Below are 14,943 nucleotides of genomic sequence, written 5' to 3' on the forward strand. Positions count from 1 at the left end.
GCTCAGCGGGCCGGCAGGCAGACCTTCCCGGTGAACGCCGGGTCGGGTTGCCGGTTGCCCGCCCAGGCCGGGTTCGCCGCGATCGGCAGCGGCGGCGCCTGCCAGGCGGCGGCGAAGCTCTGCATCAGCGGGTACTCGGCCCGGGTGTGGGCGATCGGCTTGCCGGTCAGGAAGTCGATCAGCCGGTCCTGGAGCAGCCTGCGGTCCAGCAGGCCACCGTGCACGCCGGGGATCTGGTAGACCGGAATCCGGCTGTACTCCCCCGGTGGCGCTTCGGTGGCCGTCGCGGTGGGCAGGAAGGCGACCATCCGGACCCCGGGCACGGGACACATCAACTGGTTGCGGTAGAACGGCGCGTCGTCGAGCAACGACCGGATGAACGGCTCGTCGGGGCCGCCGCCGACGTCGGCGAGCCCGAAGATGGCCCGCAGTTGCCAGCCGGTGACCACCCCCCAGCCCTCGTCGTGGTGCGGGGGCGGGTAGTAGGCCCGGCCGGCATAGATCAACGGGCTGAACATGACGAGGATGTCGACCGTCGCGTCGTGCCGCCGGGCCAGATAGGTGCGGGCCACCATCGCCCCCTCGCTCTCCCCGATCAGCGCCACCCGCCGTCCGGTGCGCCGGTGCAGCAGCTCCACCTGCCGGGCGAGCAGCGCCACGCTGTCCGCCATCGACCGGGTGGTGTCCGCCGACCGGTACGCGAGCGGCTTCCCGTCGGAGTCGAGCCCCCGGTAGGAGAAGCGCTGCACCCGGGGGTCGGACGGCTGCTCACCGCCGTAGTCCGAGCCGTAGCCGGTGAGCACGATCACCGCATGGGTGACCGCGGCGGGCAGCGGTCGTTCCAGCACCGCCGTCCTGATCCACTGCTCGTTTCCCGGGACCAGCTCGGTCACCGGCGGGATGACCAGCGGCACGGCGACGGCCAGCAGCGCCGCCAGCGGGGTCACCGGCACCCGGGCCCAACGCACCCGTGAGGGCAGCAGCGCCGCCCGTACGGTCCGGTTCCACAGCACCCCGTTGAGCGCCCCCGCCGCCCCGGCCACGGGCACCGTCCACCAGCCGGGCACCACCCAGCACAGCGCGCCGGCCACGGTGAGCACCACGAAGTTCAGCAGTGACCAGCCGACCAGCGAGATCGACGGCAGCCCCCGCCACCAGTGCTCCACCACGGCCACCCGTTGCAGGAACGGCGCGAGCAGGAACATCGGCAGCAGCGACGCCAGCAGCACCCAGGACAGGGCGACCACCGACGCCGCCACCGAGATCGCCGCCCAGGGCGCGACGAACCCGCCGACCAGCACGCCGAGCACGACGTTGCGGCGCAGCAGCCAGCCCAGTGGCGGCCGGGGCACCCCGGCCGGCCAGGCCAGCAGCACCAGGCCGGTGGTGAACAGGCCCCGGGCGACCAGCACGTAGGTCAGCCAGAGCGCGAACTCCCACCACGACCGGTGGTAGACGTAGAGCCACCGCAGGTCGTGGTAGGTGTCGTACGGCCACAGGGCGGTGAGCTGCGGGGGGATGCCCTGGGCGGCCCGGAATCCGAGGGCGACCAGCACGGTGGCCTCGATCATCGGCACCAGGCTGGTCACCAGCAGCAGCCCGACGAACCTTCGGTTCAAGACCACCCCGTTCCGCCGCACCGTGCGCGATAGCGTCCCTCGCAGGCTCCACCGGAACGACGGCCGGCGTCGGCGAATCCGGCACATTGCCCCGGTTCGACCGACGCCGGGGTGTCGGCGACGACGCGACCGCGTCGCCCGGACGGGCCGGGTGGCACGGCGGACGGCGGCCGGTCCGGGGTGCCCCGGACCGGCCCCGTCGTGGATCACTGGACCAGGCAGACTCCCCCGTTGAACTGGAACGCGGCCGGGCGTGGGTTGCTCGCGCCGGAGGTGCCCTGGACGCCGAAGCTGACCGTGCCGCTCTGCGGCACGCTGCCGTTCCAGGCGGCGTTACGCGCGGTGACCGCGGACCCGGACTGGGTGACCTGTGCGTTCCAGGCGTTGGTGATCCGCTGGTCGGCGGCGAAGGACCAGGTCAACGTCCAACTGGTGACCGGGAAACCCAGGTTGGTGATGGACACCTCGGCGGTGAACCCGCCGTTCCACTGGTTGGGCTGCCAGACGACCCGGCAGGAGACGGGCGGCGGGGTGCCCGGCGTCGTGGGCGGAGGCGGCGTCGTCGTGGGCGGGGGCGTGGTCGGCGGAGGCGTGGTGGGCGGAGGCGTCGTCGGGGGCGGGGTGGTGGGTGGCTGGCTGGTGGGGGGCGGGGTGGTGTCCTTCGGCGGGAAGCGCAGGATGCGGTCGTCGGTCGACGCCGGGGTGCCACGCCCGTCCCGGTTGCTGGTGGTGACCCAGAGCCAGCCGTCCGGCCCGTACTCCACGGTACGCAGGCGACCGTACGCGCCGGTCAGCTCGGCGGCCGGGGTGCCGACCCCGCCGGTGCCGGTGAGCGGCACGGTCCACAGCCGGGTGCCGCGCAGGGCGGCGACGAAGAGCCGGTTGCCGGCGACCGCCGCGCCACTCGGGGACGCCTCGGCGGTCGTCCAGACCAGCAGCGGGTCCCGGAACCGTGGGTCGTTGGCCCGCCCCTCGACCGTGGGCCAGCCGTAGTTGCCGCCGGCCACGATGAGGTTGACCTCGTCCCAGGTGTTCTGCCCGAACTCGGCGGCGTAGAGCCGCCCCTGAGCGTCCCAGGTCAGGCCCTGCACGTTGCGGTGCCCGAGGCTGTAGACCAGGGAGCCGGCCGTCGGGTTGTCCGACGGCGCGGACCCGTCCGGACGCATCCGGAGGATCTTGCCGTTGCGGCTCTGCGGGTTCTGCGCGTTGGCCGTCTGCCCCGCGTCACCGACCCCGGCGTAGAGCATCCCGTCCGGGCCGAAGGCGATCCGCCCGCCGTTGTGGATGGTGGAGCGGGCCAGTCCGGTGAGGACCGGCTCCTGGTTCTGCGGGGCGCTGAGCCGGAACCGGACGATCCGGTTGTCGGTGGTGGTGGTGAGGTAGACGTAGACGTAGCCGTCCTGGGCGTACCCCGGGGAGACCGCGAGGCCGAGCAGGCCGCCCTCGCCGCTGGCGTTCACGCCGGAGATCTGGGCCACCTGTTCCGGGGCCTGACCGGGTCGGACCCGTACCACCTGGCCGGAGTTGCGCAGCGCGGTCAGGGCGCTGCCGTCGGGCAGGAAGTCCATCCCCCAGGGCACCGTCAGGCCGGTGGCGACCACCTGGGGGCGGGTGAAGTCGAAGTCGCCGACGGCCAGGGTCGGGGCGGCCGGGGCCGGGTCGGCCGGCGCGGCCCCGGCGAGCGTGGCGGTGCCGACGCCGGTGGCCGCCAGCCCCGCCGCGACCGCTGCCGCCACCATCGAACGGACTCTCACGTCGGGCACCTCCAGAGCAGTAGTGACTTGCGTCAATATAGCCCGACCTCGGTGAAAGCCGCAGCGGTGGACGAAACCGACGCTCGTCGACGACCCTGCCGCTGGCCCCGGGTCCGGCGGGCGAGCCTGTCGGGGTCGGCGGTTAGCATCCGCCGGTGACCCTCACCCCTGACGATCTGACCGGCTACGTCGAGCGGGACCTCGACGCCGATCTCGCCCGGTGGTTCGCCGACCGGCCGCCCGTCACCGTTCCCGCCGGGACCCGCCCGGTGACGTCGCTGCTCGACCGTCTCCCCTCCCCGGCCGCCACGGCGCTGGCGGCCTTCGACCACCGCGTCCGGTCCGGGCGGATGCCCCAGTTCCTCGACATCTACGACTGGTCCTACGGGTTCGACTTCGCCGGCAACGACTGCCAACTCCTCGACGCCGACTACCAACCGACGCTCGCCGACGACGACGTCTACTCCGTCGGTGCCGACGGCGGCGGCAACCTGCACGTGGTCCTCGCCGACGGGCAGGTCGGCCTCTGGTTCCACGAGGAGGAGGTCGTCGAGGGCGGCACCCGCTTCGACACCCTCGACGTCTTCCTCTGGTCGGTCGTGCGCTACCACGCGGTGCGGGCGGGCCGGCTGGAGCGGGCCGCCGTCGAGGCCGACTTCCGGTCGCTGGGCCAGGACGGCGTCCTGCATCCGGAGGTCGGGCTGCTCAGCACGATGACCTGACGCGACACCCCGACCCGGACACCCCCAAATCCGTGGTCCCCGTCCGGGCCGGGGTGAGCGCACCGTCGTGTCTATCGGGCCCGGCCGGTGTCGCCGGACTGGGCCCACTCCTTGGCCAGCAGCTGGTAGGACCGCACCCGGTCGGCGTGGTCGTGGGTGATCGTAGTGATGAGCAGTTCGTCGGCGTCGGTGACGTCCCGCAGGGTGCGCAACCGGGCGGCGACCGTCTCCGGCGCGCCGACGAACCGGGTGTCCACCCGGTCGGCGACGAGCTGCCGGTCGGCGTCGCGCCACGGCAGCGTGGCGGCCTGCTCGGGGCTCGGGTACGGGATCGCGCCGTCGCCGCCACGGATGCTGCGCACCCAGTGCCCGTACGGGCTGCCCAGCCGACGCGCCTCGGCGTCGGTGTCGGCGACCAGCACGTCGGCCGAGACCACCAGGTAGGGCTCGGCCAGCGCCGCCGACGGCCGGAACGCGGCCCGGTACGCCTCGGCCGCGTCGAGCACCGTCGCGGGGCTGACGTGGTAGTTGGCGGCGAAGGGCAGGCCCCACGCCCCGGCCAGCCGGGCGCTCTCCCCACCGCTGCTGCCCAACAGCCACACCTGCAGATCCGCCCCCTCCCCCGGCACGGCGTGCGCGTCGAGGCCGTCGGCGTCCCGGTAGTCGCCACGCAGCAACGCGAGGATGTCGTCGAGCTGTCCGGCGAACGCGGGTGGTTGCGCACCGGCCTGGTGCAGCAGCGCGGTGGCGAGGGCGTACCGGGGTGCGCCGACGAGGTGGGCGTAGGAGAACGGGGCGGGGATCAGCAGCCCGTCGACCACCCGGGCCCCGGTCGGTGGCGGGACGGGTTCCCGGGTGGCGTCGGCGCGGGGCGGTCCGGACCGGCCGATGCCGAGGTCGATGCGGCCCGGGTGCAGGGCGGCGAGGGTGCCGAACTCCTCCACCACCGACAGGGCGGTACGGTGCCCCACCAGCAGCGCGCCGGAGCCGACCCGCAGCACGCTGGTGGCCGCGGCGACCTGCCCGATGAGCACGGTCGGGGCGGAGCTGGCCACCCCGGCGGCCAGATGGTGCTCGGCCAGCCAGTAGCGGCGGTAGCCGAACTGCTCGACCCGGCGGGCCAGGTCCACGGTGTGCCGCAGGGCGTCGGTGACGGTGCCGCCGGCAGGCACCGGCGACAGGTCGAGCACGGACAGCGCGGTCGATGACATGGGGGTCCCGTTTCTGGTCAGCGCGACGCGACGGCGGTCGCCGGCGGGCGGAAGGGGCGGCTGGGGATCTCCCGACGCAGCACCGGCGCCACCTCGGCCTGGAACAGCTCCAGGCTCTGCCGGTGGGCCTTGTCGGTCAGCCCGTCGGGGTCGGCCTGGAGGTGGATCACCTCGTGCCCGAGCTGCTCGTGGTGGCGCAGCACCTTGTCGACGATCTGCTGCGGGCTGCCCACCAGCAGGGAGCTGCGGGCGACGGCGTCGGCGATGGTGGGGAAGACCGGCTCCACGCCGAGCCGGCGGAACGCAGCGAGCCGGGCGTCGAAGATCGGCCGGTACGTCTCGACCGCCTCCTGCGAGGTGCGGGCGGCGTAGAACCCGGCGGTGCCGGCCCCGACGAGGGCGTCCGCCGGATCGTGGCCGTGGTGCACCCACCGCTGCCGGTAGTACCGGACCAGCTCGGCGTACGGCTCGACCGGGTTGGTGACGTTGGCGGAGAAGATCGGGTCGCCATGGCGGGCGGCCAGGTCGACCGATTCCCGGCTGGTGGCGCTGCCGTGCCAGACCCGGATCGCCGGTTGCAGCGGACGGGGCCAGGTCTCGGCCTCGGTCAGCGCCGGGCGGTACCGGCCCGACCAGGTGACCCGGTCCTCCCGCCAGAGCCGGCGGAACAGCTCGTAGCTCTCCCGGTTGCGGTCCCACTGGTCCTCGGCGGTGACGTGGAACAGCTGGGCCTGGGCGGCGCCGTTGCCCTTGCCGATGATCAGCTCCAGCCGACCGTCGGAGAGGTGGTCGAGGGTGGCGTAGTCCTCGTAGGCGCGGACCGGGTCGAGCAGGCTCAGCGTGGTGACGGCGGTGAAGAGCCGGATGGTGCTGGTCCGCGCCGCGATGTGGCTGAGCACCACCGGCGGCGAGGAGGAGATGAAGGGGCGTTCGTGCCGTTCGCCGACGCCGTAGCCGTCGAAGCCCAACTCCTCGGCCAGCACGGCGGTGTCGACCACCTCCCGGAACCGTTCGGTGGTGCTGCGGCGTCGCCCGGTGACGGGGTCGGGCAGGTGGGTGATCAGGGTGATCAGCAGGAACTTCATGCCGGGACCGGGGCCTTCCGGGGAGGGATGGGGTGGACCACCAGGGCGTAGCAACGGGAGTAGGGCAACGCGTCGTACGGCGGGAAGACCGGGACCGGTCGGTAGCCGGCCCGAAGGTAGCGGCGGACCGCGTCGGGCTGCCGGTCGCCGGTCTGGAGCACTATCCGGCCGGCACCGAACCGCCCGGCCGCCTCCCGGGCGGCGTCCAGGAGTTGGTCGGCGATGCCCCGCCCCCGGTGGGCGGGCGCCACGTACATCCGTTTCAGTTCCAGGTCGGGGCCGCACCAGCGCAGCGCGGCGTGCCCGACCGGGGTGGCGTCGGCGGTGTACGCCACCCCGGTCCAGGCCACCGAGCCCGGCAGGAGCACCCGTGCCGGGGGCAGGTGGATCGGGTCGTGCGGACGGTCGGCGTAGCGCTGGCGCAGCTCCCCGGTCATCGCCGCGCGCAGCGCCACGGCGTCCGGGTCGTCCCAGCGCAGCCGGCAGACGGTAACCGGCGTCGACGCCACCGGGCCGGTCACGCCGCGCCGACCCGGGTGGCCGGTCGGGCCGGCCGCAGGCCGAGATGCCCACGCAGGGTGGTGGACGTGTACTCGGTACGGAACACGCCGCGTTCCTGGAGCAGCGGGACGACCCGGTCGACGAACTCGTCGAGCCCGCCCGGGGTCAGGTGCGGCACCAGGATGAACCCGTCGGCGGCGTCGGACTGCACGAAGTGGTTCATCCGCTCGGCGACCCGCTGCGGGGTGCCGATGAAGGACTGCCGGCCGGTGACCTCGATGATCAGGTCGCGGATGCCGAGTCCCTTCTCCTCGGCCAGCGCCCGCCACTGCCGGGCGGTGCCGACCGGGTCCGGGTACATGCCGGCCCGGCCCCGGCTGATCGCGTCGCCGTCCACGTCGGGGTCCTCGGCCGGCAGCGGGCCGTGCGGGTCGTACCCGGACAGGTCCCGGTTCCACAGCTGTTCCAGCAGCAGGATCGCGGTCTGCGGGCTGACCTGCTGGCGGCGGATGTGGTGGGCGCGTTCCTGGGCCTCGGCGTCGGTGTCGCCGAGCACGAAGGTCACCCCCGGGATGATCTTCAGGTCGTCGGGGGTGCGGCCGTACCGGGCCAGTCGGGCCTTCACGTCTCGGTAGAACTCCCGACCGTCCTCCAGGGTGCCGTGCCGGGAGAAGATCGCGTCGGCGCTGGATGCGGCGAACTCCCGGCCCTCGGGCGAGTCGCCGGCCTGGAGGATCACCGGGTGCAGTTGCGGGCTGCGCGGCACGGTGAAGTGCCCGGCGATGTCGAACTGGTCGCCGTGGTGGACGAAGGCCCCCGGGTCGGCCGCGCGGACGTACCGGCCGGCGGCACGGTCGCCGACGATCGCGTCCGCCGGCCACGACTCCCACAACCGCCGGGCGACCCGGACGAACTCGGCGGCCCGTTCGTAGCGCAGCGACCGGTCGAGGTAGCCGCCCCGGCGGAAGTTCTCCCCGGTGAACGCGTCGGAGGTGGTGACCACGTTCCAGGCGGCCCGCCCGGCGCAGAGGTGGTCCAGGGTGGCCAACTGCCGGGCCAGCTCGTACGGCTCCCGGAAGGTGGTGTTCAGGGTGCCGGCCAGCCCCAGGTGGGTGGTGACGGCGGCGAGCGCGGCCAGCACGGTGAGGGTGTCCGGCCGGCCCACCACGTCCAGGTCGTGGATCCGGCCGCGCTGTTCGCGCAGCCGCAACCCCTCGGCCAGGAAGAAGAAGTCGAACCGGCCCCGTTCGGCGGTGCGGGCCAGATGGACGAAGGAGGCGAAGTCGATGTGGCTGCCGGAGGCCGGGTCGCTCCACACGGTGGTGTTGTTCACGCCGGGGAAGTGCGCGGCGAGGATGATCTGCTTGGGCACGGGGTCGTCTCCTGGGATCAGCGGGGGCCCGCGACGGCGTACCGGTTGGCCGGCCGGGGCAGGCCGAGCAGGTCGCGCAGCGTTCCGCCGGGGTAGCGGGCACGGAACAGGCCCCGGTCCCGCAGCGCGGGCACCAGCGCCCGGGTGATCGTGGTGAGGTCGTCGGGCAGCACGGCGGGCCGCAGCCGGAATCCCTGCACCCCGGCCCGCCGCCAGTCGGCGAGCAGGTCGGCGAGCTGTCCGGGGCTGCCGGTGAAGCTCGCCGCGTCCGAGGAGAACTCCGCGCCGTGCCACTCGTCCAGCCGGGTCCGCCGACGCCGGGCCAGCTGCGGGGTGTCGTCGAGCAGCACCTCCAGGTCGGCGAGGATCCGCAGGGGTGGGCCGGACCGGCCGACGGTCTCCTCCGTCGCCCGGACCTCGGTGACGACGGCCTCGGCGTGTGCGGCGTCGGTGGGGGTGACGAAGACGACGTCGGCGTGCCGGGCGGCGAACGCGTACGGCACCGTCGAGTGGGCCAGCACGGCGACCACCGGCTGCCCCTGCGGCGGCCGGGGCACGATCGACGGTCCTCTGACGGACAACCACCGGCCGGTGAAGTCGGTGTGGTGCAGCCGGTCCCGGTCGATGAACCGGCCGGTCGGGGCGTCCCGGATCTCCGCGTCGTCCTGCCAGCTGTCCCAGAGCCGCCGGACCACCTCGACGGCCTCGGCGGCCTCGGCGAACAGGTCACCGACGAGGCGTACGGTCCGTGGGTCGTCGGACCGGGTCGGGTCCAGCGGGGGCAGGTCACGCCGGCCGAAGTGCGCGGCCTCGCTGTGGCGGGCGGAGACCCGGGGCCGCCAGCCGGCCCGCCCGCCGCTGACGTGGTCGAGGGTGGCCACCGCGGTGGAGACGTGGAACGGCTCGGTGTGGGTGACGCTGGTGGTCGGGATCAGCCCGATGTGCCGGGTCGACGGGGCGATCCGGGCGGCGACCAGCAGCGCGTCGAGGCGACCCCGGACCTGGTCGGTCCGACCGTCCGGCCCGTCGGGCAGCGACGACTGCAGGTCCAGCGAGTCCTCGATGGTGACCAGGTCCAGGGCGGCCTGTTCGGCCTGTCCGACCAGGGCGGACCACCAGCGGGGGAACAGCGGCCCGGCCGGGTCGGCGTGGGACAGCCGCCAGGCGGCGGGGTGCCAGCCGAGACCGTCGAGGGCCACGGCCAGGTGCAGGGTGGGATCGGGCATGGGTTCCTCCTACGGTCAGCCGGCGGTGACGAGCGTGGGCAACGCGTCGAGCAGGGACCGGGTGTAGTCGTGCCGGGGGTAGCTGAAGACGTCACCGACCGGGCCCTGCTCGACCACCACACCGTCGTGCAGGACCAGCACCCGGTCGGCGAGGTGGTGCACCACGCCGAGGTCGTGGGAGATGAACAGCAGGGCGGTGCCGTCGGCGGCGCGCAACTCGGCCAGCAGGTCGAGGACCTGGGCCTGGATCGAGACGTCGAGGGCGGAGACCGGCTCGTCGCAGATGATCAGGCTGGGTCGGGGGGCGATGGCCCGGGCGATGGCGACGCGCTGCCGTTGCCCGCCGGACAGCGACCGGGGGTGCCGGTGGAGCAGGTCCGGGCCGAGGCCGACCCGGTGCAGCAGGGCGAGCACCCGGTCGGTCCGGTCCGGACCCGGGTCGAGGTTCTCGGCGACCACCCGGCCGACGGTGTAGCGGGGGTCGAAGGAGCCCAGCGGGTCCTGGGAGATCAGCTGTAACCGGCGGCGCAGCGGACGGCGGGCCCGCTCCGGCACCCCGGACCACCGGGCCGACTCGAAGGTGACGGCGCCGGCGTCGGCGGTGAGCAGTCCGGCGGCCAGCCGGGCGATCGTGCTCTTGCCGGAGCCCGATTCGCCCACCAGCCCCAGCGTCTCGCCCCGGGCCACGCTGAACGAGACGTCCCGCACGACGGTGTGCGGGCCGTACCGCCGGGTCAGGCCGACCGCGTCGAGCACGGTGTCGTCGGGACGGACGACGGGCCGCGCCGGCAGCGGGGTGCGCCGCAGCACCGGCACGGCGCAGTCGTCGCGGACCCGGGCCGGTTCGCCGAGTCGACGTCCCCGCGACGAGGCCGACGGCACCGCCGCGAGCAACTGCCGGGTGTACGGGTGCTGCGGGGCCCGCAGCAGCCGGCCGGTCGGACCGTGCTCGACGATCCGGCCGTCCCGCATCACGAGGACCCGGTCGGCCACCTGGGCGACCACCGCCAGATCGTGACTGATCAGCAGCAGGCCGACGCCGGTGTCCCGCCGTTCGGCGAGCAGCCGCAGGATCTGCGCCTGCACGGTGACGTCGAGCGCGGTGGTCGGCTCATCGGCGATGAGCAGGGCGGGTTCCCCGGCGATCGCCGAGGCGATCAGCGCCCGCTGCCGCAGCCCGCCGGAGAGCTGGTGCGGGTACTGCCGGGCCCGCCGTCCGGGTTCGGGCACGTGCACCTGGTCGAGCAGGTGGATGGCCCGGCCGACGCGTTCCCGCCGACCGACGATGTCGTGCGCGGCGAGCACCTCGCCGATCTCCGCGCCGACCGTGCGCAGCGGGTCGAGGGAGACCAGCGCGTCCTGTGTCACCAGCCCGGCGAGCCGGCCCCGCACCCGCTGCCAGTCCCGTGGTCGGTAGCCCCGCACGTCCCGGCCGGCGAGGTCGAGCCGGGCGGCGCGGACCCGGGCGCCGGCACCGGCTAGGCCGACCAGGGTACGGGCGGTGACGCTCTTGCCCGAGCCGGACTCTCCCACGACGGCGACACACTCGCCGGCCCCGACGGTGAAGCCGATGCCCCGGACCGCCTCCACCGGGCCGGTCGGGGTGTCGAAGGTGACGTGCAGGTCCTCGACGGCGAGCAGCGCGGCCATCAGGGTCGCCGCCCGTCGAAGCGGGCCTGCCAGTGCCGGCCGACGACGGTCAACGCCACCACCGTCGCGGTGACCGCCGCACCGGGCAGCACCGTCATCCACCAGGCCACCTGGAGGTAGTTGCGCCCCTCGGAGAGCATCGCGCCCCACTCGGGTGACGGCGGTTGCGGGCCGAGGCCGAGGAAGCTGAGGCCGGCGGCGGCCAGGATCGCCTCGCCGAGCCCGATCACGGCGAGCACCGGGACCGGGCCGAGCACGTTGGGCAGCACGTGCCGCAGCACCAGACGTGGCCGGGACAGGCCGAAGCTGACCGCCTCTTCGACGTAGCCGGCCCGACGGACCAGCAGGGTCTGTGCGCGTACCACCCGGGCGTGGTGCGGGAGGGTGGCGATGCCGATGGCGACGATCAGGCTGGCCGTACCGGGGCCGGCGACCGTGATCAGCAGCAGCGCCAGCAGCAGCAGCGGGAACGCCGACAGCGCGTCGAAGCTGCGGCTGAGCGTCTCGTCGGCGAACCGGTGGGCCAGCCCGGCGAGCAGTCCGAGCAGGACCCCGCCGGTGACCGCGATCGCGGTCGCGGCGAGCCCGATGGTCAGCGAGTGCCCCGCGCCGTGCACCACCCGGGTCCAGACGTCCCGGCCGAGGTGGTCGGTGCCGAGCCAGTGCGCCGCGTCCGGGGCGGCCAGCGCGGCGCGCGGGTCGGCGGCGATCGGGTCGCCGGGGGCCAGCAGCGCCGGCACGGCCGCCGCGACGACCAGCAGGCCCAGGTACGCCCCGGCGACGAGCAGTCCCGGTCGGGGTCGGCCCCGGCGTCGGCGTACCGGTGCGGGTGGGTGGGCGGCGAGGGTGGCCGCCTTCTCGGCGGTGGGCGTGGTGCCCAGGGTGACGGTCATCGTCAGCTCCTTCGCAGGCGCGGGTCGACGAGCAGGTAGGTCAGGTCGGCGGCGGTGTTGACCAGCACGTGGACGGCGGCGGAGAGCGTCACCACGGCCAGCACGACCGGCATGTCCTTGCCGGTCACGGCGCTCAGGGTGACCTGACCGAGGCCGGGTCGACCGAACACCTGCTCGACGATGACCGCGCCGCCGAGCAGGATGCCGAACAGCCAGCCGGCGAGGGTGACCGCCGGCAGCAGCGCGTGCCGCAGCGCGTGCCGCAGCAGCACCGTCCGCTCCCGCACCCCGCGGGCCCGGGCGGTCAGCACGAACGGCTCGTCCAGTGCCCGGTCCAGGCCGTCGCGCAGCACCTGGGCGAGCAGACCGGCGATGGGCAGCGCGAGGGTGACCGCCGGCAGCACCAGGGCGGCCGGCCCCTGGTCGCCGGAGACGGGGAACAGCCCGTACCGGAAGGACAACACGCTGAGCAGCACGAGGCCGATCAGGAACGGCGGGGTGGAGACCAGCAGCAGCTCGCCTGCGGAGCTGACCCGGCGCGGCCACCGGCGACGACGGCCGGCGGTGCCGACCACCACCGCCACGGCCAGCAGCACCCCGAGGCCGGCGGCGGCGACGGCGAGCGTCGCGGTGGGGGCGAGCTGCTCGCCGATGACCTCGGCGACCGGGCGTTGCCGCAGGTAGGAGCGGCCCAGGTCACCCCCGGCCAGCCGCCACAGGTAGTCGAGGTACTGCCCGACCGCCGGCCGGTCCAGACCCCACTCGGCGATGACCTGGGCCCGGATCTGCGGGGTGTCCGCGCCGTCGCCCACGATGCTGTCCACGGTGTCCCCCGGCGCGGCCAGCAGCGCCAGGTAGGCGGCGGTGGCGGCGGCCCACAACACGACCAGACCGGCGACCACACGGCGGGCCACCGCCCGCAGCAGGCTCATCGCGCGATCCACAGGTCGTACGCGCTGGCGGGCACCCCGGCGGTGGGCTCGAACCGCACCCCACCCACGGCGGTGCTGGCGGCGATCTGGTCGGCCGGGGCGTAGAGCGGCAGGGCGAGCGCCTGGTCGGCCACGACCCGCTGTTGCAGGTCGGCGTAGCCGGCGGCCCGACGGGTCGGGTCGGCGGTGGCCTGCCCGGCTTCCAGGAGCCGGTCGAGCTGCGGGTCGTTGATCCGGGTGCGGTTGATGCCGCCACCGGAGTGCAGCAGCAGGTTCAGCGCCGCGCCGGCGTCGGTGTCGGCGCGGGAGTTGTCGAAGACCTCGTACTCGTTGCGCTCGAACGCCTGCTGGGCGGTGCCCTGGTCGACCACGGCGACCTTCAGGTCGATGCCGGCGCTCTGTTTGACCGCCGCCTGCACTGCCTGGGCGAGCACGTCGCGGCGGTCGCGCACGTACGGGGCGGCCTGCACCAGCCGTACGGTGAGCCGCCGGCCGTCCCGGGTGCGGTAGCCGTCGGCGTCGCGGGCCCCCCAGCCGGCCTGGTCGAGCAGGCGGTTGGCCCTGGCGGTGTCACCGCCGAAGCTGCCCTCCAGCCGCTTGTCGTACAGCGGGCTGGACGGGCTGACCACGCTCCACGCCCGGGTGGCGGTGTCCCGGTAGACCGAGGCCAGCACGGTGTCGACGTCGAGGGCCTCCCGGAACGCCTGTCGGACCCGCAGGTCGTCGAAGGGGGCGTGGGAGACGTTGAGGTAGTACGAGTAGGCGGAGCCGGAGTTCAGCTGACGGGTCAGCCGCAGCCGGGGGTTGCCGGTGATCAGTGGCTGGTCGGTGGCGGGCACCCCCTCGATGAGCTGCACCTGCTGCGCGGTGAGGGCGCCGACCCGGACCGCGGACTCCTTGAGGAACCGGTAGGTGATCTCGTCGAGGTGGGCCGGCCCGGTGTGGGCGGCGGTGGGTGGCGCCCAGTCGTAGCCGGGGTTACGCCGGTAGTGCAGTTCCTGGCCGGGGACGTAGCGGTCCAGCACGAACGGTCCGGTGCCGACGACGTCGACGCCGCCGGCCTTGAGGTTCCTGGCCTCCCGCAGCGACCTCGGAGACACCTGGGCGCCCTGCGGGGAGGCGAGGAAGTCGAGGATGAGCACGTCGGGGGCGGTCAGGGTGAGCCGTACGGTGCGCGGGTCGACGACCTCGACGGCCTTGAGGTGGCGCAGTTGCACGGCGGCCACGGCGGGCGCGTACCCGGGTTCGCGGAGCTTGTCGATGTTGGCCTTGACGGCGACGGCGTCGAACGGGGTGCCGTCGGTGAAGGTCACTCCGGCGCGCAACGGCAGGGTGTAGTTCAGCCCGTCGGGCGTGGCCTGCCAGCCGGTCGCCAGCCAGGGCACCAGGGCGCCCCGGTCGTCGTAGGTGAGCAGCGACTCGAAGCTGTTCCACACCAGCAGGCGGGCCTTGGCCTGGGCGTACTGGTGCGGGTTGAGGGTGATCGGTTCGGTCTCCACGGCCCAGGTGAGGGCGCCGCCGGAGCGGGGCTGTCCGACGGCCTCGACGGCCGGGTCGGTGGTGGTGGCGCAGCCGGCGGCGAGGACGAGCACGACGGCGGCGAGGGTCCGCAGGGGGCGGACGGACATGGCGGGGTCTCCTGTCCAGACAGGCGGGAGGGGTACGCCGACATCCGGCCGGGCAGGGTGCGCGGGCCGGTGGGGTGTCGGGGAAGGGGTGCGGCGGTCAGCTCGGCGGTGAGCCCCACCTCGGCGGGCCGGTGCGGCGCGTCGGGTACGGGTGTGGGTGCCGGGTCAGGCCAGACAGGAACTCGACCACACCCGACCGAAGTCGATGTGGCCGCGGATCGTCAACCGCAGCTCGCTGGACATGGGCCGAGTCCACCGTCGGGCGTCGCCGGTGTCAACGAATCGCGCGGCGGATGTCGGCTATCGCACCCGGAGGTGTCGATCCGTTGACGCATACCCTACTAAAGCTA

General features: G+C 74.2%; 12 protein-coding genes and 1 pseudogene. 1 reads left to right on the top strand and 12 read right to left on the bottom strand.

The features are described 5' to 3' along the window. Positions 1–2 precede the first annotated feature (2 nt). The 3 genes and pseudogenes from AB0K25_RS09025 to AB0K25_RS09035 form a co-directional block, all read right to left on the bottom strand. On the bottom strand, positions 3–1,706 hold the full coding sequence (locus AB0K25_RS09025) for a hypothetical protein (protein ID WP_219461290.1): 1,704 nt from the start codon (positions 1,704–1,706) through the stop codon (positions 3–5). Positions 1,707–1,825: 119 nt separating this feature from the next. Continuing rightward, positions 1,826–2,299: a cellulose binding domain-containing protein gene (locus tag AB0K25_RS09030; protein WP_357534031.1), complete on the bottom strand. Its 474-nt coding sequence runs from the start codon at positions 2,297–2,299 to the stop codon at positions 1,826–1,828. Further along, positions 2,291–3,358, bottom strand: a pseudogene (locus AB0K25_RS09035) (PQQ-dependent sugar dehydrogenase); the annotation flags it as partial. The pseudogene AB0K25_RS09035 and the gene AB0K25_RS09030, both read right to left, overlap by 9 nt. A 170-nt stretch (positions 3,359–3,528) precedes the next feature. Between AB0K25_RS09035 and AB0K25_RS09040 the strand changes: the two are divergent. Next, positions 3,529–4,095, top strand: a complete 567-nt coding sequence (locus tag AB0K25_RS09040) for a hypothetical protein (protein WP_219461287.1) — start codon at positions 3,529–3,531, stop codon at positions 4,093–4,095. Positions 4,096–4,166: 71 nt separating this feature from the next. Here AB0K25_RS09040 and AB0K25_RS09045 read toward each other — a convergent pair whose 3' ends face one another. The 9 genes from AB0K25_RS09045 to AB0K25_RS09085 are packed head-to-tail and all read right to left on the bottom strand — an operon-like array spanning position 4,167 to position 14,593. Further along, entirely contained in the window at positions 4,167–5,306 is a 1,140-nt protein-coding gene (locus AB0K25_RS09045; RefSeq protein ID WP_219461284.1) for an LLM class flavin-dependent oxidoreductase, read from the bottom strand. A gap of 17 nt (positions 5,307–5,323) precedes the next feature. Next, the gene (locus AB0K25_RS09050) at positions 5,324–6,391 is read right to left on the bottom strand and encodes an LLM class flavin-dependent oxidoreductase (RefSeq protein WP_219461281.1); all 1,068 of its coding nucleotides are present in this window, start codon (positions 6,389–6,391) and stop codon (positions 5,324–5,326) included. Continuing rightward, positions 6,388–6,912: a GNAT family N-acetyltransferase gene (locus AB0K25_RS09055; protein ID WP_219461277.1), complete on the bottom strand. Its 525-nt coding sequence runs from the start codon at positions 6,910–6,912 to the stop codon at positions 6,388–6,390. Before AB0K25_RS09055 ends, AB0K25_RS09050 begins: the two co-directional genes overlap by 4 nt. Further along, a complete protein-coding gene (locus AB0K25_RS09060) occupies positions 6,909–8,264 on the bottom strand; it encodes an NtaA/DmoA family FMN-dependent monooxygenase (protein ID WP_219461274.1) in 1,356 nt (451 codons plus the stop codon). Before AB0K25_RS09060 ends, AB0K25_RS09055 begins: the two co-directional genes overlap by 4 nt. Before the next feature lie 17 nt (positions 8,265–8,281). Next, on the bottom strand, positions 8,282–9,490 hold the full coding sequence (locus tag AB0K25_RS09065; RefSeq protein WP_219461260.1) for an LLM class flavin-dependent oxidoreductase: 1,209 nt from the start codon (positions 9,488–9,490) through the stop codon (positions 8,282–8,284). 15 nt (positions 9,491–9,505) lie between these two features. Further along, positions 9,506–11,140 (bottom strand): ABC transporter ATP-binding protein, encoded by a 1,635-nt coding sequence (locus AB0K25_RS09070; protein WP_363819377.1) that lies wholly within the window; start codon positions 11,138–11,140, stop codon positions 9,506–9,508. Continuing rightward, positions 11,140–12,033 carry an ABC transporter permease gene (locus AB0K25_RS09075; protein WP_357533773.1) on the bottom strand — a complete coding sequence of 298 codons (894 nt, stop codon included), beginning with the start codon at positions 12,031–12,033 and terminating at the stop codon, positions 11,140–11,142. The genes AB0K25_RS09070 and AB0K25_RS09075 overlap by 1 nt, the downstream gene beginning before the upstream one ends. Before the next feature lie 2 nt (positions 12,034–12,035). Beyond that, a complete protein-coding gene (locus AB0K25_RS09080) occupies positions 12,036–12,965 on the bottom strand; it encodes an ABC transporter permease (RefSeq protein ID WP_357533775.1) in 930 nt (309 codons plus the stop codon). Then, a complete protein-coding gene (locus tag AB0K25_RS09085; RefSeq protein WP_219461252.1) occupies positions 12,962–14,593 on the bottom strand; it encodes an ABC transporter substrate-binding protein in 1,632 nt (543 codons plus the stop codon). Before AB0K25_RS09085 ends, AB0K25_RS09080 begins: the two co-directional genes overlap by 4 nt. Positions 14,594–14,943 lie beyond the last annotated feature (350 nt).

The sequence above is a fragment of the Micromonospora sp. NPDC049257 genome, assembly GCF_040678915.1.
Lineage (GTDB): Bacteria > Actinomycetota > Actinomycetes > Mycobacteriales > Micromonosporaceae > Micromonospora > Micromonospora antibiotica.

Bases quoted from the DNA above. Each gene is read 5' to 3' on its own strand.
- AB0K25_RS09075 (WP_357533773.1), bottom strand. From the start codon at position 12,033: ATGACCGTCACCCTGGGCACCACGCCCACCGCCGAGAAGGCGGCCACC.
- AB0K25_RS09025 (WP_219461290.1), bottom strand. From the start codon at position 1,706: ATGTGCCGGATTCGCCGACGCCGGCCGTCGTTCCGGTGGAGCCTGCGA.
- AB0K25_RS09085 (WP_219461252.1), bottom strand. From the start codon at position 14,593: ATGTCCGTCCGCCCCCTGCGGACCCTCGCCGCCGTCGTGCTCGTCCTC.
- AB0K25_RS09080 (WP_357533775.1), bottom strand. From the start codon at position 12,965: ATGAGCCTGCTGCGGGCGGTGGCCCGCCGTGTGGTCGCCGGTCTGGTC.
- AB0K25_RS09045 (WP_219461284.1), bottom strand. From the start codon at position 5,306: ATGTCATCGACCGCGCTGTCCGTGCTCGACCTGTCGCCGGTGCCTGCC.
- AB0K25_RS09050 (WP_219461281.1), bottom strand. From the start codon at position 6,391: ATGAAGTTCCTGCTGATCACCCTGATCACCCACCTGCCCGACCCCGTC.
- AB0K25_RS09065 (WP_219461260.1), bottom strand. From the start codon at position 9,490: ATGCCCGATCCCACCCTGCACCTGGCCGTGGCCCTCGACGGTCTCGGC.
- AB0K25_RS09070 (WP_363819377.1), bottom strand. From the start codon at position 11,140: ATGGCCGCGCTGCTCGCCGTCGAGGACCTGCACGTCACCTTCGACACC.